This is a genomic window from Massilia yuzhufengensis (assembly GCF_900112225.1).
In the GTDB taxonomy this organism is placed as follows: Bacteria; Pseudomonadota; Gammaproteobacteria; order Burkholderiales; family Burkholderiaceae_D; genus Telluria; species Telluria yuzhufengensis.
Genome location: NZ_FOLD01000025.1, coordinates 1 through 21,095, shown reverse-complemented (window position 1 = coordinate 21,095; position 21,095 = coordinate 1). Strand labels below are relative to the sequence as shown.

Here is a 21,095-nt window from a genome sequence, read left to right as displayed (position 1 = left end):
GTTTGCCACGCCCCGATCCACTCTTGCCCTCCGCCCTGCGTGAGCCGGCATATCACGACAAATGACAATCACAATTTCCATTGACTGCATGGGCGGCGATCACGGCCCCTCGGTTACCATTCCGGCCGCCATCTCGTTCCTCAAGAAGCAGTCCGACGTCCACCTGATCCTGGTGGGCCTCGAAGATGTGCTGCGCGCCGAACTCAAGAAACACCACGCCGAAGCGCACCCGCGCATCACGGTAAAAAACGCCACCGAAGTCGTCACCATGGACGACCCGCTCGAAATCGCCCTGCGCAAGAAGAAGGATTCGTCGATGCGGGTGGCGGTCGAGCTGGTCAAGGACGGCAGCGCCAACGCCAGCGTCTCGGCCGGCAATACCGGCGCCCTGATGGCGGTGTCGCGCTATGTGCTCAAGACCATGGCCGGCGTCGACCGTCCGGCGATCTGCTCGATCATGCCGAACCAGAAGGGTGGCCCGACCTATATGCTCGACCTCGGCGCCAACGTCGACTGCGAGCCGCACCACCTGCACCAGTTCGCCATCATGGGCTCGGTGCTGTGCGCCGCCATGGAAAACATCGAGCGCCCCACCATCGGCCTGCTCAATGTCGGCACCGAAGAAATCAAGGGCAACGATGTGGTCAAGGCCACTGGCGTGCTGCTGCGCGCCGACCATGAGCGCGGCAAGCTCAATTTCCACGGCAACGTGGAAGGCAACGACATTTTCAAGGGCACGGTCGACGTGGTGGTGTGCGACGGTTTCGTCGGCAACGTCACGCTCAAGGCCGTCGAAGGCCTGTCGCGCTTCGTCAAGTCGGTGTTCACCGAGAATATCTTCTCGATGGCCGGCGCCTTGCTTGCCCGTAAATCGCTCAAGAAGCTCAACCCGGAGCGCTACAACGGCGCCGGCCTGCTCGGCCTGAAGGGCCTGGTCTTCAAGAGCCACGGCGGCGCCAGCGCCTTCGCCTTCGAATGGGCGATCAAGCGCGCCTACGATGCCGCCAAATACGATGTACAAGAGCACCTGTCGGCCCTGATCGCCGAACTGATGCCAACCACGCCCGATGCGCAGCAGCAGGCGTAAACAACCAAGCAGGATGGTGAAGAGATGACTGTTTACAGCAAGATCACCGGCACCGGCAGCTACTTGCCGGCCAACCGTGTCACCAACGATCAACTGGCGGCCCAGCTGGCCGAGCAGGGCGTGGAGACTTCCGACGACTGGATCGTGTCGCGCAGCGGCATTTCCTGTCGTCATTACGCTGCTGCCGACGAGAATTCGTCCGACCTGGCCGTGCATGCCGCGCGCAAGGCGATCGAGGCGGCCGGCCTGCAAGCCGCCGACATCGAACTGGTGATCGTCGCCAGTTCCACCCCCGATTTCCACGGCAGCTTCCCGAGCACCGCCTGCATCGTGCAGCAGAAGCTCGGCCTGGCCAACAACAGCGCCGCCTTCGACGTGCAGGCCGTGTGCAGCGGCTTCGTGTACGCGGTGTCCACCGCCGACGCCTTCATCCGCGCCGGCGTCTACAAGCGCGTGCTGGTCATCGGCTCGGAAGTGTTTTCACGCATCCTCGATTTCACCGACCGCACCACCTGCGTGCTGTTCGGCGACGGCGCCGGCGCCGTGGTGCTGGAAGCGTCCGACGAGCCGGGCATCCTGGCCACCAAGCTGCACGCCGACGGCAGCCACGCCGGCATCCTGTCGATCCCCGGCAACCTGGCCGGCGGCGCGATCGCCGGCAGCGGCTTCCTGTACATGGACGGCCCGGCGGTGTTCAAGCTGGCCGTCACGGTGCTGGAAGAAGTGGCCAAGGAAGCACTGGAGCACGCCAATATGCAGCCGGCGGACGTCGACTGGCTGATCCCGCACCAGGCCAATCTGCGCATCATGAAGGGCACGGCCAAGAAGCTCGGCTTGCCGATGGAGAAGATGGTTGTCACCGTCGACCAGCACGGCAATACCTCCGCAGCATCGATCCCACTGGCGCTCGACGCTGCCGTGCGCGATGGTCGCGTCAAGAAAGGCGACAATGTGCTGATGGAAGGTGTTGGCGGCGGCTTTACCTGGGGCGCGATCCTCGCCCGCATGTAAGACCCAGGGTGGGCGGCTGGGCCGCCCGCGCGTTCCAACAATGCATGCCTTGCCGCGTCCGTCATTCGGACGCGGCAAGCACACGTATTCGGACAGAGAGAAAAATAATATGACCAAATTCGCATTCTTGTTCACCGGCCAGGGCGCACAAGCCGTCGGCATGCTGAACGGCTTCGCCGGCAACCCGGTTGTCGACCAGACCGTGGCGGAAGCCTCGGAAGCACTCGGCTTCGACATGAAGCGCCTGATCGCCGAAGGCCCGAAGGAAGACCTCGACCTCACCACCAACACCCAGCCGGTCATGCTGACCGCCGCGGTCGCCGTCTACCGCGCCTGGATCGCCGCCGGCGGCCCGGCGCCAAGCATCGTCGCCGGCCACAGCCTGGGCGAATACTCGGCCCTGGTGGCCGCGGGCGTGATCGACTTCAAGGACGCGGTGCCGCTGGTGCGCTTCCGCGCCCAGGCCATGCAGGAAGCGGTGCCGGTCGGGCAGGGCGGCATGGCCGTCGTGCTGGGCTTGCCCGCCGACGAGGTGCGCGCCGTCTGCGCCGAAGCTGCCCAGGGCGAGGTAGTCGAAGCCGTCAACTTCAACGAGCCGACCCAGATCGTCATCGCCGGCCACGCCGCCGCGATCGACCGTGCCTGCGAGATCGCCAAGGCCCGGGGCGCCAAGCGCGCCATGAAGCTGTCGGTGTCGGCGCCGTTCCACTCGTCGCTGCTCCAGCCGGCATCGAGCCGCCTGCGCGACTACATGGAAAAGCTGACGTTCTCGGCGCCGCGGATCGACTTGATCAACAACGTCGACGTGGCTATCCTGCACGATCCGGCTGCCATCAAGGATGCGCTGGTGCGCCAGGCCGCCGGCCCGGTGCGCTGGGTCGAGACCATGCAGAAGATGGCCGCCGAAGGCGTCACCCAGGTCATCGAATGCGCCCCGAGCAAGACCCTGGTCGGCATGGCCAAGCGCATCGACCCGGTGCTGGTGGGCGAGGCGCTGGTCGACCAGGCGTCGCTGGAACGCGTGCTGGCGTCGCTGGCGCAAGCGCCGGCCGCCTGAAACATCAACACAAGAGGAATAGCATGAACCTGCAAAACCAAGTCGCTCTCGTGACCGGCGCATCGCGCGGCATCGGCAAGGCCATCGCGCTGGAACTGGCGCGCCAGGGCGCGAAGGTCGTCGGCACCGCCACCAGCGCAGCCGGCGCCGAGGCCATCACTGGCTACCTGGCCGAATTCGGTGGCAAGGGCGCCGTGCTGAACGTGACCGACGCTGCCAACTGCGCCGCCGTCGTGGACGACGTGCAAAAGAGCTTCGGCAGCCTGTCGATCCTGGTCAACAATGCCGGCATTACCCAGGACAACCTGGCCATGCGCATGAAGGACGAGGAGTGGGACAGCGTCATCCTGACCAACCTGAGCGCCGTCGGCCGCCTGTCGCGCCTGGTGCTGCGCGGGATGATGAAGGCCAAGGCCGGCCGCATCATCAACATTACCTCGGTGGTGGGCGCCTCGGGCAACCCCGGCCAGATGAACTACGCCGCCGCCAAGGCCGGCGTGGCCGGCATGACGCGCGCGCTGGCGCGCGAGATCGGCAGCCGCAACATCACCGTCAACTGCGTGGCGCCTGGCTTCATCGACACCGACATGACCAAGGCCCTGGGCGAAGGCCAGCACGAGGCGCTGCTCACCCAGATCCCGCTGGGCCGCCTGGGCCAGCCGGAAGACATCGCCCACGCGGTGGCCTTCCTTTCCGGTCCACAGGCCGCATATATCACCGGCACCGAGCTGCATGTGAATGGCGGCATGTACATGAATTAATGCGAAATGGGCCGGGAGTTCGCACGCGTGCGAATTAAATCCGGCGCATTCGCTGTTTTTAGCTGTAATTTCGGTGGAAATAGCAGGAACTGCCGAAAGTAGTTTTTCACCGCGCAAACCTGATAAAATGCGCGCACTTTCCGCAACACATACCTAATGGAGCCATAACATGTCGGATATCGAACAACGCGTTAAAAAAATCGTCGCTGAGCAGCTGGGTGTTGCTGAAGCTGACATCAAAATCGAATCCTCGTTCGTTGACGACCTCGGCGCTGACTCGCTGGACACCGTGGAACTGGTGATGGCACTGGAAGACGAGTTCGAAATGGAAATCCCTGACGAGCAGGCTGAGAAAATCACCACCGTCAAGCAAGCTATCGACTACGCAACCGCGCACGTCAAGGCCTAAGTAGTAGCTGTCGCTTTAAAAGTTTCTGGGAGAATCGCTTGAGCCGTTCACGCAACCGCCGTGTCGTCGTTACCGGCCTGGGCTGCATTTCACCAATCGGCAACACGATTGCCGAAGCGTGGGACGCGGCGCTGGCCGGGAAGTCGGGCATTGCCAACATTACCAAGTTCGATGCCACGCCGTTCACGACGCATTTCGCTGGTGAAGTGAAGAACTTCAAGGTGGAAGACTACCTGCCGGGCAAGGAAGGCCGCAACATGGATAGCTTTATCCATTTCGGCATGGCAGCCGGCATCCAGGCCCTGCAGGATTCGGGCCTGGTCGTCACCGACGAAAACCGCGACCGCATCGGTGTGACCATCGGTTCGGGTATCGGCGGCCTGCCGATGATCGAAGCGACCAAGGAAGAGTACACGGCACGCGGCCCGCGCCGCATTTCGCCGTTCTTCGTGCCGGCCTCGATCATCAACATGATCTCGGGCGATCTCTCGATCAAATTCGGCCTGCGCGGCCCGAACCTGGCCATCGTCACCGCCTGCACCACCGGCCTGCACTGCATCGGCGCGGCAGCGCGCCTGATCGAGTACGGCGATGCGGACGTGATGGTTGCCGGGGGCTCCGAGTCCACCGTCTCGCCGCTGGGCCTGGGCGGCTTCGCCTCGGCGCGCGCGCTGTCCACCCGCAACGACGACCCGGCCACCGCCTCGCGTCCGTGGGACCGTGACCGCGACGGCTTCGTGCTCGGCGAAGGCGCCGGCGTGATGGTGCTCGAAGAGTACGAACACGCGGTTGCCCGCGGCGCCAAGATCTATGCGGAAGTCATTGGCTTCGGCATGAGCGCGGACGCCAACCACATCACCTCGCCGGTCGAGGATGGCAGCGGCGCGGCGCGCTGCATGGTGGCGGCACTGAGCAACGCCGGCCTGAACGCCAGCGAAGTCCACTACGTCAATGCGCACGGCACCTCGACGCCGCTGGGCGATGTGGCGGAAGTGCGCGGCATCAAGCGCGTGTTCGGCGACCATGCCAAGAACCTGGTGGTCAATTCCACCAAGTCGATGACCGGCCACCTGCTGGGCGGCGCCGGCGGCCTGGAATCGGTGTTCACCGTGCTGGCGATCCACAATCAGGTCTCGCCGCCGACGATCAACATCTTCAACCAGGACGAGGAATGCGACCTGGACTTCTGCGCCAACACGGCGCGTGACATGAAGATCGATTACGCGGTCAAGAACTCATTCGGTTTCGGCGGTACCAACGGTACCCTCGTGTTCGCAAAAGTCTGAACCAGATCCGCCCATCCGGGTCTAACCTGGATGGGCGCCTGACAGCCTCGGCCGTTCGGCCCGGGGCACACCTTTGTCCTTGCTCCACCCCTTCGCGGCCCCGGCCTGCGGCGCCTCCTTCTTCCTCTCGCCTGACCCATGCCGATCGCACTGACCGTCGTCATTGCACCGTCGCGCCGCCTGCGCTGGCTGCTCGCCGGCTTCGCTGCAAGCCTGTGCGCGGCCGCCTGCGCCGTGGGCCTGTTGTTGCCTTTTCGCTTCACCGGCGGACCCCTTGTCGCGGCCGCGCTGCTGTTCGCGGGGCTATGCGTGGCGCATGCGGCACTGCGTCGCGCAACGGTGCATCGCATTGATATTTCTGGACCCGGGCAGCTACGCCTGACGGTACAACAGGGTGTGCGGATCGAGGCCGGCGACGCATTGCCGGTCGCGATCCTGCCCGGTTCCACGCTCTGGCCGCGGCTGCTGATGCTGCGTTTTGGCGCCCCCTCAAGCCTGCGCGGGCGGTGCGCCATACGCAGCGTCGCAGTCCTGCCCGACAGCGTGGCGCCGGAGGCGTTTCGTGTCCTGGCGGTAGCGCTCGGCGCCGGGGCGGGGCAGGCTGGCGTGTCATCGACTGAGCACAAAATACTTTGAACTTATTGCAGCGTGCCAACTCTTATGGAGGGTGGACCGCTGCAGCGACGGGGCGTGGTCCGTGACGACAGAACGCGAGGGAGATCAGCTGTTGGTAGAGCGCGTCCAGGCCGGCGACCGGGGAGCGTTCGACCTGCTCGTGGCGAAATACCAGCGCCGCCTCATGCGCCTGGTTGGCCGTCTCGTGCACGATCCGGCCGAAGCTGAAGATGTGGTGCAAGAGACCTTCATTAAGGCATATCGCGCGTTGCGGCATTTCCGCGGCGATTCCGCCTTTTATACTTGGCTGTATCGCATCGGAATTAATACAGCGAAGAATTTTCTTGTCACTCAGGGCCGCCGCGCGCCGACCTCCACCGAGGCCGATGCCGAACGGGCCGAAGGGTTCGACGATGCCGACAGCCTGCGTGACATCAACACGCCCGAGTCGGTATTGGCGAGCAAGCAGATTGCCCACACAGTGAATGCGGCGATGGAAGCACTGCCGCTGGAATTGCGAACGGCAATTGTCTTGCGAGAAATAGAAGGGCTGAGTTACGAAGAAATCTCCGAGGTGATGGCATGTCCCATAGGTACCGTGCGCAGCCGGATTTTCCGCGCGCGCGAAGTCATCGCCGAGAAATTGCGCCCATTGCTCGATTTCCCGGTTGACAAACGACGGTAGGTAGCAGGATCGTAGAGAGGCAGGGCATATTGAACACACCGACGTCGGCGGGCACCCAGATGGACACGAATAAAAAGATGCGCGAATACATATCGGCCTTTGCCGACGGCGAGCTGCCGGATGCCGACCTCGAGCTCGCGCTGGCGGCCCTGCGCGAACCCGACGGCCAGGCGGCGTGGGAGCTCTACCACCGGATCGGCGACGCGCTGCGCGACGAACCCGGGGCGTCAAGCCTGTCGCCCGGCTTCGCGGCGCGCCTGGCGGGCAAGCTCGACGCGGAATCCGTGCCACTGCGGCGCGCAGCCGGCAAGCCGGCGTCAAGCACCGACGCACTGGCCGTGATCGCGCCGGCGGTGGCGGCCGGCGCCGACGCGGCCAATGGCAGCAAGCTGGCGGTTGCGCCGGCGGCGCCGCATGAAGGGCCGGTGGCGGAGCCGGGCGCCGCGGCGGTCAAGCGCCTGTGAGGTCGTAGGGTGGACGGCTCTGCCGTCCGCGCGTTCAAACCACATGCGATCTGCGCCGGCGCTACGGCAAGCCCGCGGCTGTGCAGCCGCTGCCTGAACGCGCGGCCGGGAAAATCGGGCCACCCCACGATATGCCAGGCATATCACCCGCCCGCAGTGATTCGCCCGGCGTATCAATCAAACGCCCCGCTTCCGACCCGACCTTCCACACGGCATGGGGGCGTGGCACGGCAGGCCGCCGCGAGACAAAGCGCGTGTTTTGGCTTACCATAAAGTCAATCTCAGCCTTTTAATGCGACCCCATGACCCGCGAATTCACCCGTCGTCCCGCCTCACTCATCCTGTCGACCTTGCTGCTGTCCGCCGCCAGCCTGTTCCCGGCCGCCTCCGCCACCGCAGCGGCCCCGGTCCAGACCCCGGTCGTCACCGGCCTGCCCGATTTCACCGACCTGATCGACAAGGTCGGTCCCGCCGTCGTCAACATCCGCACCACCGAGCGCGTCACCCGCGGCCAGGGTGCGCCGGGCGAGGAAGAGATGCAGGAATTCCTGCGCCGCTTCTTCGGCGGCCAGATTCCGCGCGGACGCCGCGGCGTGCCCGGACAGGGCGGGCAGGGCGGCGCCAGCCCCGAAGAACAGGTCACGCGCGGCGTCGGTTCCGGCTTCATCATTTCCAACGACGGCTATGTGCTGACCAACGCCCACGTGGTCGAAGGCGCCGACGAGGTCACCGTCACGCTCACCGACCGCCGCGAGTTCAAGGCCAAGGTGCTGGGCGCCGACCGCCGCTCCGACGTGGCCCTGCTCAAGCTCTCGGCCAACAACCTGCCCTACCTGCGCACCGGCGACTCGAGCAAGATCCGGGTCGGCGAGTGGGTGGTGGCGATCGGCTCGCCCTTCAACCTCGACAACACCGTCACCGCCGGCATCATCTCGGCCAAATCGCGCGACACTGGCGAATACCTGCCGCTGATCCAGTCCGACGTCGCGGTCAATCCGGGCAACTCGGGCGGCCCCCTGATCAATATGCGCGGCGAAGTCATCGGCATCAATTCGCAGATCGCCACCCTGTCCGGCGCCTATAACGGGATTTCGTTCGCCGTGCCGATCGACGAAGTCATCCGCGTGTCCGACCAGCTGAAAACCACCGGTAAGGTCACGCGTGGCCGCCTGGGCGTGCAGATCAGCGAAGTCACGCGCGACGTCGCCGAATCGCTGGGTTTGGGCAAGGCGCGCGGCGCCGAAGTGTCCATGGTGGAGGCGGGCGGCCCGGCGGAGAAGGGCGGCATCAAGGTCGGCGACATCATCCTCAAGTTCAACGGCCAGCCAATCGACACCACGCGCGACTTGCCGCGCCTGGTCGGCGCGACCAAGGTCGGTACGCGCGCTTCCGTCACCGTGTGGCGCCGCGGCGCCCAGCTCGACGTCCCGGTCACCATCGTCGAGCTGCAGGACGAGAAAACCCCGGCCGCACGCCCGACGCCGAAGAAACCGGCGCCGGGCGCGGCGCCGAATGCGCTCGGCCTGGCCGTCGCCGACATCCCGGCCGCCCAGCGCGGCGAGCTTGGCGTCGATGGCGGCGTGCTGGTGGAGAACGTGGACGGCATCGCCGCCACCGCCGGCATCCAGGTGGGCGACGTGATCTCGCAGGTCGGCAACACGCCGGTGACGGGCGCGGCGCAGTTCAACGCGCTGGTCGGCAAGCTCGATCCGAAGAAACCGGTGGCCCTGCTGGTGCGGCGTGAAAACGTCACCCAGTACGTCGTCGTGAAGCCGCGCCAGTGACGCGCACCGTCCCTTTTACCCTGTACTCGCGCAGCTACTGCCACCTGTGCGACGACCTGCTGCAGGCCCTGCTGGCCTTGCAGCAGCCCGGTGAGCGCTTCGACGTCGCCGTCATCGACGTCGACGCCGACCCGGCGCTGGTCGAGCGCTTCGACGAACTGGTGCCGGTGCTGTTCGGCGACCCGGCCGGCCCGGAACTGTGCCATTACTTCCTCGACCCGGCGGCCGCGCGCGGCTGGGCCGAGCGCTGCATGGCCGCTGCCGCGTAAAGCCGGGGGGCAGGGCGCCCCGGCGACCTGCGCGCCGCGCTTGAATCCACCCAAAAATCCCGCATATTCGTGCACGGATGGGCCGAAAACCGGCCTTTCTGCGGCACTGATGCCCAAAACGGGCTTTCCCTCGCGGAATCCGGTAAAATGCCGGGGTCGGAAAAGCGTCTGCACCTCGCACACCTGCTTCTCTCGCTTCATCTTGCGCTTCGGCCGGGGACCGGCATGCCTCCCCAACGGAGCGCTTTTTTGTATGCGCCGTACTATTGATTTACCTCGCCGCGCTGGCCGCGGCCTTTTTGGTTTTGAGCTTTGCTAATGAATAACATACGTAACTTCTCCATCATCGCCCACATCGACCACGGTAAATCGACCCTGGCCGACCGGATCATCCAGCTGTGCGGCGGCCTGTCGGATCGCGAGATGGACGCCCAGGTGCTCGATTCGATGGACCTGGAGCGCGAGCGCGGCATCACCATCAAGGCCCAGACCGCGGCGCTGCAGTACAAGGCGCGCGATGGCCAGGTGTATAACCTGAACCTGATCGACACCCCGGGCCACGTCGACTTCAGCTATGAAGTCTCGCGTTCGCTGTCGGCCTGCGAGGGCGCGCTGCTGGTGGTCGACGCGTCGCAGGGCGTGGAAGCACAAACGGTCGCCAACTGCTACACCGCGCTCGACCTGGGCGTGGAAGTGGTGCCGATCCTGAACAAGATCGACCTGCCGCACGCCGACCCTGAAAACGCCAAGAAGGAAATCGAGGACGTGATCGGCATCGACGCCTCCGACGCCACCGTGTGCTCGGCCAAGACCGGCCTGGGCGTGGAAGACGTGCTGGAAACCCTGATCGCCCGCGTGCCGCCGCCGAAGGGCGACAAGGAAGCGCCGCTGCAAGCCCTGATCGTCGACTCCTGGTACGACCCGTATGTGGGTGTCGTGATGCTGGTGCGCGTGATCAATGGCACCCTGCGCCCGAAAGAAAAGATCCTGCTGATGGCCACCGGTTCCGTGAACCTGGTCGAGAGCGTCGGCGTGTTCACCCCGCGTTCGGTCTCGCTGCCGGAACTGTCGGCCGGGCAGGTGGGCTTCATCATCGCCGGCATCAAGGAACTGACCGCCGCCAAGGTGGGCGACACCGTCACCTCGGCCAGCAAACCGGCCCCGAGCCCGCTGCCGGGCTTCAAGGAAGTCCAGCCGCAGGTCTTCGCCGGCCTGTTCCCGGTTGAATCGAACCAGTACGACGCACTGCGCGATTCGCTCGAAAAGCTCAAGCTCAACGACGCCGCCCTGATGTACGAGCCGGAAGTGTCGCAGGCGCTGGGCTTCGGCTTCCGCTGCGGCTTCCTGGGCCTGCTGCACATGGAAATCGTGCAGGAACGCCTCGAGCGCGAGTTCGACATGGACCTGATCACCACCGCGCCGACCGTGGTCTACGAAGTCGAGATGCGCGACGGCTCCATGATCCGCGTCGACAACCCCTCGAAGATGCCGGAACCGTCGCGCATCAACGAAGTGCGCGAGCCGATCGTCGACGTCAACCTGTACATGCCGCAAGAGTATGTCGGCGCCGTCATGACCCTGTGTAACGGCAAGCGCGGCGTGCAGATGGACATGGCCTACCACGGCCGCCAGGTCAAGCTGCACTACGAGATCCCGATGGCGGAAATCGTGCTCGACTTCTTCGACCGCCTCAAGTCGACCTCGCGCGGCTATGCCTCGATGGACTACGAGTTCAAGGAGAACCGCGCCGCCGACGTGGTGAAGGTTGACATGCTGATCAACAGCGAGAAGGTCGATGCGCTGGCGATCATCGTCCACCGCGCCAACGCCCCGTACCGCGGCCGCCAGGTGGCTGCCAAGATGCGCGAGCTGATCCCGCGCCAGATGTTCGACGTGGCGATCCAGGCCGCGATCGGCGCGACCATCATCTCGCGCGAAAACGTCAAGGCGCTGCGCAAGAACGTGCTGGCCAAGTGCTACGGCGGCGACATCTCGCGTAAAAAGAAGCTGCTGGAAAAGCAAAAGGCCGGCAAGAAGCGCATGAAGCAGGTCGGCTCGGTGGAAATTCCACAGGAAGCCTTCCTGGCCATCCTCCAGGTGGACGACAAATAATGAATCTGCAACCCATTCTGGGCAATTTCGCCCTGATCCTGTTCGTCTTGATGATTATCACGGGCATTATCTGGTGCCTGGATGTGTTCGTCTTCGCCAAGCAGCGCCGCCGTGCGGCCGACGCCGCGCTGGCGGAGTACGACGCCCGCACCAACAAGCTGCTGGCCGAAGGGATCAAGGTCGACAGCAACAAGCGTGCTGCGATCGAAACGGCCAACCTGCGCCAGCCGACCTGGATCGAGTATTCGGGCAGCTTCTTCCCGGTGATCGCGCTGGTGTTCGTGCTGCGCTCCTTCCTGTGGGAGCCGTTCAAGATCCCGTCGTCCTCGATGGTGCCGACCCTGCTGGTGGGCGACTTCATCCTGGTGAACAAGTACGCCTATGGAATCCGGCTGCCGATCATCAACAAGAAGATCATCGAGAACGCCGACCCGCAGCGCGGCGACGTGATGGTGTTCAAGTATCCGAAGGACATGAGCCAGGACTACATCAAGCGCGTCATTGGCGTGCCCGGTGATACCATTACCTACGAGAACAAACGCCTGACCGTGAACGGCAAGGCCGTCAGCTACACCCCGATGGACGACTACCTGGACGACCAGCACCCGGTCTACCACAAGCAGTTCACCGAGAACCTGGCCAACGTGCCGCACCGGATCCTGAATACCGATGGCAAGCGGGTGTTCGACCTTGGTTCCGTCGAGGATTTCCCCCTTCGCAAAGCCTGTGACTATTCGTACGACAAGTTTACCTGTATCGTACCTCCAGGCAACTATTTCATGATGGGCGATAACCGCGACAACAGTGCCGATAGCCGCTACTGGGGCTTCGTGCCGGACAAGAACATTGTTGGCAAGGCGATCGTCGTCTGGATGAACTTCGGCAATCCGAAACGGATTGGCGGCATCCAGTAACACGGGAGATCCACCATGCGTCAGAAGCAATCCTTTACCCGCGAAGCCGGCGTCTCGCTGACCGGCCTCATCCTCGTGCTGGCCGTGCTCGGCGTCGCCGCCGTATTCGCGCTCAAGCTGCTGCCGACCTATACTGAGTACAGCGCGATCAAGGATGCCATCGTGCGCGCCAAGGAAACTGGCGGCACGGTGCGGGAAATGCAGGTAGCCTTCGACAAGAATGCGGGCATGAATAATGTCACCGCGATCAAGGGCCGCGACCTGACCATTACCCGCGACGATGGCGAAGTGCAGGTCAGCTTCGCCTACGAGAAGCGGGTGCCGCTGGCAGCCAATGTCAGCCTCGTGATCGACTACGCGGGCACAACCGACCCGAGCGGCGTGGTGGCGGCCAGTGCCGACGCGCCCACCCAGTAATACGCAACAGGCATCCGGCACCCCGGCGCCGGACGAAACTACGACAGCACAATGAATCTACAGTTATTGCAAACACGCTTGGCCTATACGTTTCGGGACACCGGCCTGCTCCAGCAAGCCCTGACCCACCGTAGCCATAGCGCGCTGCATAACGAACGCCTGGAATTCCTCGGCGACTCGATCCTGAACTGCGTCGTGGCCTCCATCCTGTACGAACGCTACGCATCGCTCGACGAGGGCGACCTGTCGCGCCTGCGCGCCAACCTGGTCAAGCAGCAGTCGCTGTTCGAGATCGCCCAGAAGCTGGAGCTGTCGCAATTCCTGCGCCTGGGGGAGGGCGAGCTGAAGTCCGGCGGTTTCCGCCGCCCGTCGATCCTGGCCGATACGCTCGAGGCCCTGCTGGGCGCGATCTTCCTCGACACCGGTTTCGAAGCCGCGCGCAGCGTGATCCGCGCCTTTTATATCCCGCTGCTCGACACGGTCGATCCGGCCACCCTGGGCAAGGATGCCAAGACCCTGCTGCAGGAATTCCTGCAGAGTAAAAAGATCCCGCTGCCGACCTATAATGTCGTGGCCACCCACGGCGCGGCCCACAGCCAGGAATTCGAAGTCGAATGCCTGGTGCCGAAACTGGGCGTGCAGGTCTTCGGCCGTGGCGGCAGCCGCCGCGCCGGCGAGCAGGCCGCCGCCCGCCTCGCGCTCGAAACCGCCCAGGCAGCCATGACCAGGCCGTCTTCCGGCCGCAAGGCCAAGCCGCGCACCGCCCAGCTCAAGCTGGGCATCGCCACGGTCCAATCCGAAGGTACAGCCCAGAACGCGGGTGCGCCGGAACAACCAGGAACTACCCCAGTATGAGTACCCCTACCACCCCGGAACATTTCCGCTGCGGCTACATCGCCATCGTCGGCCGCCCGAATGTCGGCAAGTCGACCCTGATGAACGTGCTGATCGGCGCCAAGGTGTCGATCACCTCGCGCAAGGCCCAGACCACGCGCCACCGCATCACCGGCATCCAGACCCGCGACGACGCCCAGTTCATCTACGTCGACACGCCGGGCTTCCAGACCCGCCATGCGAACGCGCTCAACAAGACGCTGAACAAGACCGTGTCGAACACCCTCACGTCCTCGGACGTGATCCTGTTCCTGGTCGAAGCCGGCACCTTCGGCCCGGCCGACCAGCAGGTGCTCGACCTGCTGCCGACCAATGTCCCGGTGGTGCTGGTCATCAATAAATCGGACCGCGTCAAGGACAAGGCGGTGCTGATGCCCTTCGCCCAGAAGATCGCCGCGCTGCGCGACTTCAGCGCCATCGTGCCGGTCTCGGCCAAGATGCGTTTCCAGGTCGATGCGCTGGAAACCGAGATCAAGCGCCACCTGCCGGAAAACGCCCCGGTCTTCGGGCCGGACGACATCACCGACCGCAGCGAGAAATTCCTCGCCACCGAGATCGTGCGCGAGAAAGTCTTCCGCCTGCTCGGCGACGAGTTGCCGTACACCAGCACCGTGATCATCGAGCAGTTCGAGCAGGAGGGCGACCTGCGCCGCATCTTCTGCGCCATCCTGGTCGAGCGCGACACCCACAAGTCGATGATTATCGGTAACAAGGGCGCGCGCCTGAAAGAGATTTCGACCCAGTCGCGCCTGGACATGGAAAAGCTGTTCGGCGGCACCGTGTACCTGGAGATCTGGGTCAAGGTGAAATCGGGCTGGGCCGACAACGAAGCGGGCCTGCGCGCCTACGGCTACGAGTAAGCGCTTTTCCCAGGCCCCAGGCAACGGAGGATAGCCCCCCACGCATGCCCACTCAAGACGACACCGTAGACACACCGGAGGCGCAGCAGCTTGCGCCCTCCACCCCGGCTGCGCCAGCCGCGGCCAAGCGCAGCCGCCCGCCGCTGCGCGACACCCGTGTCAGCGGCCAGCCCGGCTTCGTGCTGCACAGCTATCCCTACAAGGAAACCAGCCTCATCGTGGACATGTTCACGCGCGACTTCGGCCGCGTGGGCGTGGTGGCGAAAGGCGCCAAGCGCCCGCTGTCCAAGCTGCGCGGGGTGCTGCAGACCTTCCAGCCGCTGTCGGTGTCCTTCAGCGGCAAGTCCGAACTGCGCACCCTGATCGATGCCGAGTGGGTCGGCGGCATGCTGCCGCTGGAAAAGACCGCGCTCCTGTGCGGCTTTTACTTGAACGAGCTGCTGGTCAAGCTGATCGCCCGCGACGACAAGCATCCGGCCCTGTTCGACCACTACGTCTCCACGCTGAACCAGCTGGCCCACGGCGAACCGGTGCCGATCGTGCTGCGCAAGTTCGAGCGGGCCCTGCTGAAGGAAACCGGCGTCGCCGCCGACCTCAGCCGTTGCACGGCGACCCGCGCCCGGGTCGACCCGGCCGGCGACTACGTGGTGGACCCGGAACGCGGCGCGCGCCCGTCCACCCCGGCCGACAGCTGGCCTGTGGTGACGGGCAAGACCCTGCTCGACATGGAGCGCGAGGACTATGCCGACCCGGCCACGCAGGCCCAGAGCAAGCAGCTGATGCGCTTCCTGCTGGCCCACCACCTGGGCGGCGCGCCGCTCAATACCCGCCAGATTTTGATCGACCTGATGCAGTTATAAATTGAGACTTCACACCACATGAGCTTCCTGCAACCCGCCGGCCCCGTCATCGACCTGGGCGTGAACATCGACCACATCGCCACCGTACGCAATGCGCGCGGCACCGTGTATCCGGACCCGCTGCGCGCCGCGCTGCTGGCCGAGCAGGCCGGCGCCGACCTGATCACGCTGCACCTGCGCGAAGACCGCCGCCACATCAAGGACGCCGACGTGCTGGCCCTGCGCCCGCTGCTGGCCACCCGCATGAACCTGGAAGCGGCCGTGACCCGCGAGATGATCGATTTCGCCTGCCAGGTCAAGCCGCAGGATGTGTGCCTGGTGCCGGAACGGCGCGAAGAGGTCACCACCGAAGGCGGGCTGGACGTCATCCGCTACTACAAGGAAGTGGAAGCGGCGGTGCGGCAGCTCAAGGCCGAGGGCATCCGGGTGTCGCTGTTCATCGATGCGGACGAGCGCCAGATCGAGGCCGCCGGCGCGGTGGGCGCGACCGTGATCGAGCTGCACACCGGGCGCTATGCCGAGGCCGAAGGCGAGGAAGCCCTGCGCGAGATCGAGCGCATCAAGGTGGGCGTGCATGCGGGCGCTTCGCGCGGCCTGCGCGTGAATGCCGGCCACGGCCTGCACTACACCAATGTACAGCCGATCGCGGCGATCAGCGACATCCATGAGCTCAATATCGGCCATGCGATCGTCGCCCACGCCCTGTTCGCGGGCTGGGAGAATGCGGTGCGCGAGATGAAGGCCATCATGGTCGCGGCGCGCCTTGGCGTGTCGTACAAAAATTAACACAGCGGGGGAATCGCATGATCTACGGCATCGGCACTGACATCGTCCAGATTTCGCGTGTCGAGGCCGCCCTCGCACGCAGCGGCCCGCGCTTTGCGGAAAAAATCCTCGGGCCCGAGGAGTTGGCCAAGTACCACGCCCGGAGCGCCAAGAATGCGACCCGCGGGCTGCGTTTCCTGGCTACGCGCTTCTCGGCCAAGGAAGCGTTCTCGAAGGCGATCGGGCTGGGCATGCGCATGCCCATGACCTGGCGCTCGGCTCAAGTACTCAACGCACCCGGTGGCAAGCCGATGATCGTCTGCAGCGGTGCGCTCGAACGATTCATGCAAGACTACGGCCTCAGCGCCCAGGTGAGCGTCAGCGACGAGGCCGAATATGGCGTCGCCTTCGTGATCGTTACCCAGGACCTGGGACAGCAATAAGGCAGGCGAAGCAACAACGTGGTGAGCGAAGTTCAAGTCATTGCGCCGGCGCAGAAGCCGCCGCGCCCCCGATCCACCAGGATGAAAGTCAAGGCCGTGCCCGCGCAGCGCGCGCGGCCGGACAGTTGGCAGGCCATGAAAGAAGAATTGAAAGCGACATTGAAGGAAGACGCAGCGGACCCGGTCAAGCCGGACGAATCGGCGCGCGAGCGCGTGCTCGCCACCGTCGCCAAGCTGCCGGACCTGCCGGGCGTCTACCGCTATTTCGACGCCAACCAGAACGTGCTCTACGTCGGCAAGGCGCGCAACCTCAAGAAGCGCGTGTCGAGCTACTTCCTGAAGAACCTGGCCAGCCCGCGCACCGCGATGATGGTCTCGCAGATCGCCCACCTGGAAACGACGGTGACCAGCAGCGAGGCCGAAGCGCTGATCCTGGAAAACAACCTGATCAAGTCGCTCAAGCCGCGCTACAACATCCTGTTCCGCGACGACAAGAGCTACCCCTACATCAAGATCTCCGGCGGCGAAGCCCCGCGCCTGGGCTATTACCGCGGCGCGCTGGACAAGAAGAACCAGTATTTCGGTCCTTTCCCGAGTGCCTGGGCGGCCAAGGAATCGATCCAGCTGCTGCAGAAGGTCTTCATGCTGCGCACCTGCGAGGACAGCGTGTACGCCAACCGCACCCGTCCCTGCCTGCTGCACCAGATCGGCCGCTGCAGCGCGCCTTGCGTCAAGCTGGTCGAGCCCGAGCAGTACCGGCTCGACGTCGACAACGCCGCGCGCTTCCTGCGCGGGCGCCAGACCGAGGTGCTGGCCGACCTCGAGCAAAAGATGCAGTCGTATGCGATGGAGCTCAAGTTCGAGCAGGCCGCCAGCGTGCGCAACCAGATCCAGGCGCTGTCCAAGGTGCTGCACGCACAGAGCATGGAAACCGTGGGCGACGCCGACGTCGACGTGATCGCCGTGGTGGTGCAGGGCGGGCGCGCCTGCGTCAATTTGGCCATGGTGCGCGGCGGGCGCCACCTGGGCGACCGCGCCTACTTCCCGGCGCACGTCGGCGAGTCGCTGGGTGAGTGCCCGATCGAGATCGAGGTGCTGTGCGCCTTCCTGGCCCAGCACTACGCGGGCCAGTTCATCCCGGGCACCCTGATCCTCAACATCGAGTTCGACCAGCCGGAACTGATCCTCGCGCTGAGCGAACAATGCGGCCACCGCATCAACCTGATCTTCCAGCCCCAGGGCCAGCGCCGCCAGTGGCTGGAGATGGCCTGCAAGGGCGGCGAGATCGCGCTGGCGCGGCTGCTGTCCGAGCAGGGCTCGCAGCAGGCCCGCACCCGCGCGCTGGCCGACGCCCTGGCGATCGACCACGAAGGGCTGGACGAACTGCGCATCGAATGCTTCGACATCAGCCACACGGCGGGCGAGGCGACGCAAGCCTCGTGCGTGGTGTTCCACCACCACCAGATGCAGAACGGCGAGTACCGCCGCTTCAACATCAACGGCATCACCCCGGGCGACGATTACGCCGCCATGCGCCAGGTCCTGATGCGCCGCTACGAGAAAGTGGCCAATGGCGAGGGCATCATGCCCGACATCGTGCTGGTCGACGGCGGCAAGGGCCAGGTCGAGATGGCGCGCCAGGTGTTCGAGGAACTGGGCCTGAATTTGTCGATGATCGTCGGCGTGGCGAAAGGGGAGGCGCGCCGCGTCGGCCTGGAAACCCTGATCTTCGCCGACGGCCGCACGCCGCAGGAACTGGGCAAGGAGTCGGCCGCGCTGATGCTGGTGGCCATGATCCGCGACGAGGCCCACCGCTTCGCCATCACCGGCATGCGCGCCAAGCGCGCCAAGGCCAGGCAAGCCTCGCGCCTGGAAGAAATCGAAGGCATCGGCGCCAAACGCCGCCAGCGCCTGCTGGCGCGCTTCGGCGGCCTGCGCGGGGTGATCGATGCGAGCGTGGAAGACCTGATGTCGGTGGAGGGGATTTCGAGTACGCTGGCGGAGGAGATTTATCGGCAGCTGCACTAACGGACCGGGGCGATGCCCCGGTTTGTTTTTGGGAAGGGCAAGGTCAAATTAGGTTCCGGCCTGCGCCGGAACGACGTGCAAGGGGCGCAGGCCGGAAAGTCATTTGCACTACCACCCTGGAAACCGTCGTTCCGGCGAAGGCCGGAACCCAAGTTCGTCGCGCACCCACCGCCGCCTCCTTCCACCCCAAACACATACAGACGCCCCACCTAGTCCAAAAAGCAATACCAATGTAGACTAGCGGCGCAATCTTTCATTCCCGCAAACCAGTGCTTTCCCTATGCCTTTCAACATCCCGATTCTCCTGACCTGGTTACGCGTAGCGCTGATTCCCCTTGTCGTAGGCGTCTTCTATCTCCCGACCCCCTGGCTCCCGCTGGCCGACCGCAATCTGGCGGCCACCTTGGTGTTCGTGGTCGCTGCCATCACCGACTGGTTCGACGGCTTCCTGGCGCGCCGCTGGAACCAGACCTCGGCCTTCGGCGCCTTCCTCGACCCGGTGGCCGACAAGCTGATGGTGGCGGGGGCGCTGCTGGTGCTGGTGCAGCTGGACCGTGTGAACGCCATCATCGCCTTCATCATCATCGGCCGCGAAATCACCATTTCCGCCCTGCGCGAATGGATGGCCCAGCTCGGCGCCACCAAGTCGGTGGCGGTCAGCTCGCTCGGCAAGATCAAGACCGCGGCCCAGATGACGGCCATTCCGCTGCTGCTGTTCCACGATGTGCTGTACGGGGTCGACACGCACTACTGGGGCGAGTACTTCCTGTGGGTGGCCGGCCTGCTGACGGTGTGGTCGATGTTCTACTACTTGCGCCGCGCCTGGCCGCTCATCAAGGAGAAGGCGGGGAGCTCGTAAGAAATGTTCCGAACCATCCTTGACGTACGGAATAGAATCTCTATAATGCCTGCCTGTTGCGACAACAACGCAGCAGATGAAAGACAAAGCGGGAGTAGCTCAGTTGGTAGAGCGCAACCTTGCCAAGGTTGAGGTCGAGAGTTCGAGACTCTTCTCCCGCTCCAGTTTGTCCAGGACGAGCTGGCGCGCTATAGTTAGTAAGACTCCATGCGGGAGTAGCTCAGTTGGTAGAGCGCAACCTTGCCAAGGTTGAGGTCGAGAGTTCGAGACTCTTCTCCCGCTCCAAGGTTTTACGACACGTTGTACTCCTCAGCGGGAGTAGCTCAGTTGGTAGAGCGCAACCTTGCCAAGGTTGAGGTCGAGAGTTCGAGACTCTTCTCCCGCTCCAAGGTTTTACGACACGTTGTACTCCTCAGCGGGAGTAGCTCAGTTGGTAGAGCGCAACCTTGCCAAGGTTGAGGTCGAGAGTTCGAGACTCTTCTCCCGCTCCAAATTCAGGGAAGCCAGCCTTCTCGGTTGAAGCGGCGCGTAACCCGCCGCTTCAGCTAGCAAGATCACCTCTGGCGAGGTAGCAAAGCGGTTATGCAGCGGCCTGCAAAGCCGTCTAGACGGGTTCGACTCCCGTCCTCGCCTCCAGAACCTCATAGTACGGGCCCCGTTGGGGCTCGTTTGCATTGGGTTCAACACCGTTCGTTTTGAGCGGTGCACCGCACCTGATAACGGCCAAATGGCCGTCGTGTGGCCGTTTACTTTTCGCCTAAGGGTCCTATGATCTAGGCATCATGGCGAACATCATCAAGCGCCCCTACGGGTATCAATTGTGTGTTACCCATAAGCTCCTTCCAAAGCGGCTCTGGATAACCTTCGATGACTACGAGGCTGCCGAGCAGTACGGACGGCAGCTAGAGAGCTTGCTGGCCCAAGGGGTTGTCCCTGCATCGTTGCTGGAGAAGAAAAGCTCGAAGGGCGAGATCTGGACGGTACATCGCTGCGTGGCCGAGTACCGCCGTCACAACTCGGTACCACTGTCCGACCAGAAGCTGCTCGACACGCTGCTACCCAGCGTTGCCACGGTCTCGACCAACATGCTGAACTACGAATGGGCCGAGGCGTGGATAAGGCAGATGAAGCGCGACTATAGTGGACCCCAAGTTTGAGACGGTGGTTTAAGCTGTGGTCCGCGAAAGGATGACAGCGAATGAGTGAAGGTAAAAAACGCAGGGTGCACAGCGCCGAATTCAAGGCCAAGGTCGGGCTGGAAGCGGTGCGCGGGGTGAAGACGGTGACGGAGATCGCACAGGAATACGGCGTGCATCCGGTGCTGGTTGGCCAGTGGAAGAAGGAGATCCTGGAGAACGCCGACGCGCTGTTCGACGTCAAGCGCGGGCCGAAGCCGGTGGACGAAAGCAGCCCCGAGGACAAGCTGTACAGCGAGATCGGCAAGCTGAAGATGCAGGTGGATTGGCTCAAAAAAAGCTTGGGGAATGAGTCCTGCGGAGCGGGCACGATGGATCG

The 21,095-nt window shown here is 64.2% G+C and carries 23 protein-coding genes and 5 tRNA genes; all 28 read left to right on the top strand.

Translation table 11 applies throughout. From position 1 onward, the window contains the following. Window positions 1–61 precede the first annotated feature (61 nt). Window positions 62–1,087, top strand: coding sequence for a phosphate acyltransferase PlsX (gene plsX / locus BM031_RS18405; protein ID WP_091876021.1), 1,026 nt, complete (start codon window positions 62–64; stop codon window positions 1,085–1,087). 24 nt (window positions 1,088–1,111) lie between these two features. Next, window positions 1,112–2,098 carry a beta-ketoacyl-ACP synthase III gene (locus BM031_RS18400; protein WP_091876020.1) on the top strand — a complete coding sequence of 329 codons (987 nt, stop codon included), beginning with the start codon at window positions 1,112–1,114 and terminating at the stop codon, window positions 2,096–2,098. 109 nt (window positions 2,099–2,207) lie between these two features. Beyond that, the gene (gene fabD, locus BM031_RS18395) at window positions 2,208–3,155 is read left to right on the top strand and encodes an ACP S-malonyltransferase (RefSeq protein WP_091876019.1); all 948 of its coding nucleotides are present in this window, start codon (window positions 2,208–2,210) and stop codon (window positions 3,153–3,155) included. Window positions 3,156–3,178: 23 nt separating this feature from the next. Continuing rightward, entirely contained in the window at window positions 3,179–3,916 is a 738-nt protein-coding gene (gene fabG / locus BM031_RS18390) for a 3-oxoacyl-ACP reductase FabG (protein ID WP_091876018.1), read from the top strand. A gap of 169 nt (window positions 3,917–4,085) precedes the next feature. Then, window positions 4,086–4,325: an acyl carrier protein gene (acpP, locus tag BM031_RS18385; RefSeq protein ID WP_020653257.1), complete on the top strand. Its 240-nt coding sequence runs from the start codon at window positions 4,086–4,088 to the stop codon at window positions 4,323–4,325. A 38-nt stretch (window positions 4,326–4,363) separates the two neighbouring features. Beyond that, window positions 4,364–5,611, top strand: coding sequence for a beta-ketoacyl-ACP synthase II (gene fabF, locus BM031_RS18380; RefSeq protein ID WP_091876017.1), 1,248 nt, complete (start codon window positions 4,364–4,366; stop codon window positions 5,609–5,611). Between the two features lie 138 nt (window positions 5,612–5,749). Continuing rightward, the gene (locus BM031_RS18375) at window positions 5,750–6,247 is read left to right on the top strand and encodes a hypothetical protein (protein ID WP_091876016.1); all 498 of its coding nucleotides are present in this window, start codon (window positions 5,750–5,752) and stop codon (window positions 6,245–6,247) included. Window positions 6,248–6,308: 61 nt separating this feature from the next. After that, the gene (gene rpoE, locus BM031_RS18370) at window positions 6,309–6,911 is read left to right on the top strand and encodes an RNA polymerase sigma factor RpoE (protein WP_091876081.1); all 603 of its coding nucleotides are present in this window, start codon (window positions 6,309–6,311) and stop codon (window positions 6,909–6,911) included. 59 nt (window positions 6,912–6,970) lie between these two features. After that, window positions 6,971–7,375, top strand: a complete 405-nt coding sequence (locus tag BM031_RS18365) for a sigma-E factor negative regulatory protein (protein WP_091876015.1) — start codon at window positions 6,971–6,973, stop codon at window positions 7,373–7,375. A 302-nt stretch (window positions 7,376–7,677) separates the two neighbouring features. Further along, window positions 7,678–9,159, top strand: coding sequence for a DegQ family serine endoprotease (locus tag BM031_RS18360; protein WP_091876014.1), 1,482 nt, complete (start codon window positions 7,678–7,680; stop codon window positions 9,157–9,159). Then, window positions 9,156–9,428 (top strand): glutaredoxin family protein, encoded by a 273-nt coding sequence (locus BM031_RS18355; protein ID WP_091876013.1) that lies wholly within the window; start codon window positions 9,156–9,158, stop codon window positions 9,426–9,428. The genes BM031_RS18360 and BM031_RS18355 overlap by 4 nt, the downstream gene beginning before the upstream one ends. A gap of 318 nt (window positions 9,429–9,746) precedes the next feature. Next, window positions 9,747–11,540, top strand: coding sequence for a translation elongation factor 4 (gene lepA / locus BM031_RS18350; RefSeq protein WP_091876012.1), 1,794 nt, complete (start codon window positions 9,747–9,749; stop codon window positions 11,538–11,540). Next, entirely contained in the window at window positions 11,540–12,454 is a 915-nt protein-coding gene (lepB, locus tag BM031_RS18345; RefSeq protein WP_091876011.1) for a signal peptidase I, read from the top strand. The genes lepA and lepB overlap by 1 nt, the downstream gene beginning before the upstream one ends. Before the next feature lie 15 nt (window positions 12,455–12,469). Next, on the top strand, window positions 12,470–12,871 hold the full coding sequence (locus BM031_RS18340) for a DUF4845 domain-containing protein (protein ID WP_091876010.1): 402 nt from the start codon (window positions 12,470–12,472) through the stop codon (window positions 12,869–12,871). A 78-nt stretch (window positions 12,872–12,949) separates the two neighbouring features. After that, window positions 12,950–13,726 (top strand): ribonuclease III, encoded by a 777-nt coding sequence (rnc, locus tag BM031_RS18335; protein ID WP_229409021.1) that lies wholly within the window; start codon window positions 12,950–12,952, stop codon window positions 13,724–13,726. Continuing rightward, complete coding sequence (gene era, locus BM031_RS18330) at window positions 13,723–14,625, top strand: GTPase Era (protein ID WP_091876008.1); 903 nt, start codon at window positions 13,723–13,725, stop codon at window positions 14,623–14,625. The genes rnc and era overlap by 4 nt, the downstream gene beginning before the upstream one ends. Window positions 14,626–14,669: 44 nt before the next feature. Then, complete coding sequence (gene recO / locus BM031_RS18325) at window positions 14,670–15,485, top strand: DNA repair protein RecO (RefSeq protein ID WP_091876007.1); 816 nt, start codon at window positions 14,670–14,672, stop codon at window positions 15,483–15,485. 18 nt (window positions 15,486–15,503) lie between these two features. Continuing rightward, window positions 15,504–16,271, top strand: a complete 768-nt coding sequence (pdxJ, locus tag BM031_RS18320; RefSeq protein WP_091876006.1) for a pyridoxine 5'-phosphate synthase — start codon at window positions 15,504–15,506, stop codon at window positions 16,269–16,271. Window positions 16,272–16,288: 17 nt separating this feature from the next. Continuing rightward, window positions 16,289–16,693, top strand: a complete 405-nt coding sequence (acpS, locus tag BM031_RS18315; protein WP_091876005.1) for a holo-ACP synthase — start codon at window positions 16,289–16,291, stop codon at window positions 16,691–16,693. An 81-nt stretch (window positions 16,694–16,774) separates the two neighbouring features. Continuing rightward, on the top strand, window positions 16,775–18,721 hold the full coding sequence (gene uvrC, locus BM031_RS18310) for an excinuclease ABC subunit UvrC (protein WP_370660061.1): 1,947 nt from the start codon (window positions 16,775–16,777) through the stop codon (window positions 18,719–18,721). Between the two features lie 280 nt (window positions 18,722–19,001). Then, a complete protein-coding gene (gene pgsA / locus BM031_RS18305; RefSeq protein WP_091876004.1) occupies window positions 19,002–19,580 on the top strand; it encodes a CDP-diacylglycerol--glycerol-3-phosphate 3-phosphatidyltransferase in 579 nt (192 codons plus the stop codon). Window positions 19,581–19,668: 88 nt separating this feature from the next. After that, a tRNA-Gly gene (locus BM031_RS18300) sits at window positions 19,669–19,744 on the top strand. Between the two features lie 45 nt (window positions 19,745–19,789). Further along, a tRNA-Gly gene (locus BM031_RS18295) sits at window positions 19,790–19,865 on the top strand. Window positions 19,866–19,892: 27 nt separating this feature from the next. Then, a tRNA-Gly gene (locus BM031_RS18290) sits at window positions 19,893–19,968 on the top strand. Between the two features lie 27 nt (window positions 19,969–19,995). Beyond that, window positions 19,996–20,071 (top strand) — tRNA-Gly (locus tag BM031_RS18285). 71 nt (window positions 20,072–20,142) lie between these two features. Then, window positions 20,143–20,216: transfer RNA gene (locus tag BM031_RS18280), tRNA-Cys, on the top strand. Window positions 20,217–20,362: 146 nt separating this feature from the next. Beyond that, entirely contained in the window at window positions 20,363–20,737 is a 375-nt protein-coding gene (locus tag BM031_RS18275; protein WP_091876003.1) for a hypothetical protein, read from the top strand. 41 nt (window positions 20,738–20,778) lie between these two features. Beyond that, window positions 20,779–21,095: transposase (locus BM031_RS18270; RefSeq protein WP_143084637.1), on the top strand; the 317-nt coding region annotated here is incomplete at its 3' end.

Coding starts and splice junctions, on each gene's coding strand:
- BM031_RS18340 (WP_091876010.1), top strand. CDS start 12,470: ATGCGTCAGAAGCAATCCTTTACCCGCGAAGCCGGCGTCTCGCTGACC.
- pgsA (WP_091876004.1), top strand. CDS start 19,002: ATGCCTTTCAACATCCCGATTCTCCTGACCTGGTTACGCGTAGCGCTG.
- era (WP_091876008.1), top strand. CDS start 13,723: ATGAGTACCCCTACCACCCCGGAACATTTCCGCTGCGGCTACATCGCC.
- BM031_RS18360 (WP_091876014.1), top strand. CDS start 7,678: ATGACCCGCGAATTCACCCGTCGTCCCGCCTCACTCATCCTGTCGACC.
- lepB (WP_091876011.1), top strand. CDS start 11,540: ATGAATCTGCAACCCATTCTGGGCAATTTCGCCCTGATCCTGTTCGTC.
- BM031_RS18365 (WP_091876015.1), top strand. CDS start 6,971: ATGGACACGAATAAAAAGATGCGCGAATACATATCGGCCTTTGCCGAC.
- uvrC (WP_370660061.1), top strand. CDS start 16,775: ATGAAAGTCAAGGCCGTGCCCGCGCAGCGCGCGCGGCCGGACAGTTGG.
- BM031_RS18375 (WP_091876016.1), top strand. CDS start 5,750: ATGCCGATCGCACTGACCGTCGTCATTGCACCGTCGCGCCGCCTGCGC.
- BM031_RS18275 (WP_091876003.1), top strand. CDS start 20,363: ATGGCGAACATCATCAAGCGCCCCTACGGGTATCAATTGTGTGTTACC.
- acpS (WP_091876005.1), top strand. CDS start 16,289: ATGATCTACGGCATCGGCACTGACATCGTCCAGATTTCGCGTGTCGAG.
- acpP (WP_020653257.1), top strand. CDS start 4,086: ATGTCGGATATCGAACAACGCGTTAAAAAAATCGTCGCTGAGCAGCTG.
- pdxJ (WP_091876006.1), top strand. CDS start 15,504: ATGAGCTTCCTGCAACCCGCCGGCCCCGTCATCGACCTGGGCGTGAAC.
- plsX (WP_091876021.1), top strand. CDS start 62: ATGACAATCACAATTTCCATTGACTGCATGGGCGGCGATCACGGCCCC.
- fabD (WP_091876019.1), top strand. CDS start 2,208: ATGACCAAATTCGCATTCTTGTTCACCGGCCAGGGCGCACAAGCCGTC.
- fabG (WP_091876018.1), top strand. CDS start 3,179: ATGAACCTGCAAAACCAAGTCGCTCTCGTGACCGGCGCATCGCGCGGC.
- recO (WP_091876007.1), top strand. CDS start 14,670: ATGCCCACTCAAGACGACACCGTAGACACACCGGAGGCGCAGCAGCTT.
- lepA (WP_091876012.1), top strand. CDS start 9,747: ATGAATAACATACGTAACTTCTCCATCATCGCCCACATCGACCACGGT.
- BM031_RS18400 (WP_091876020.1), top strand. CDS start 1,112: ATGACTGTTTACAGCAAGATCACCGGCACCGGCAGCTACTTGCCGGCC.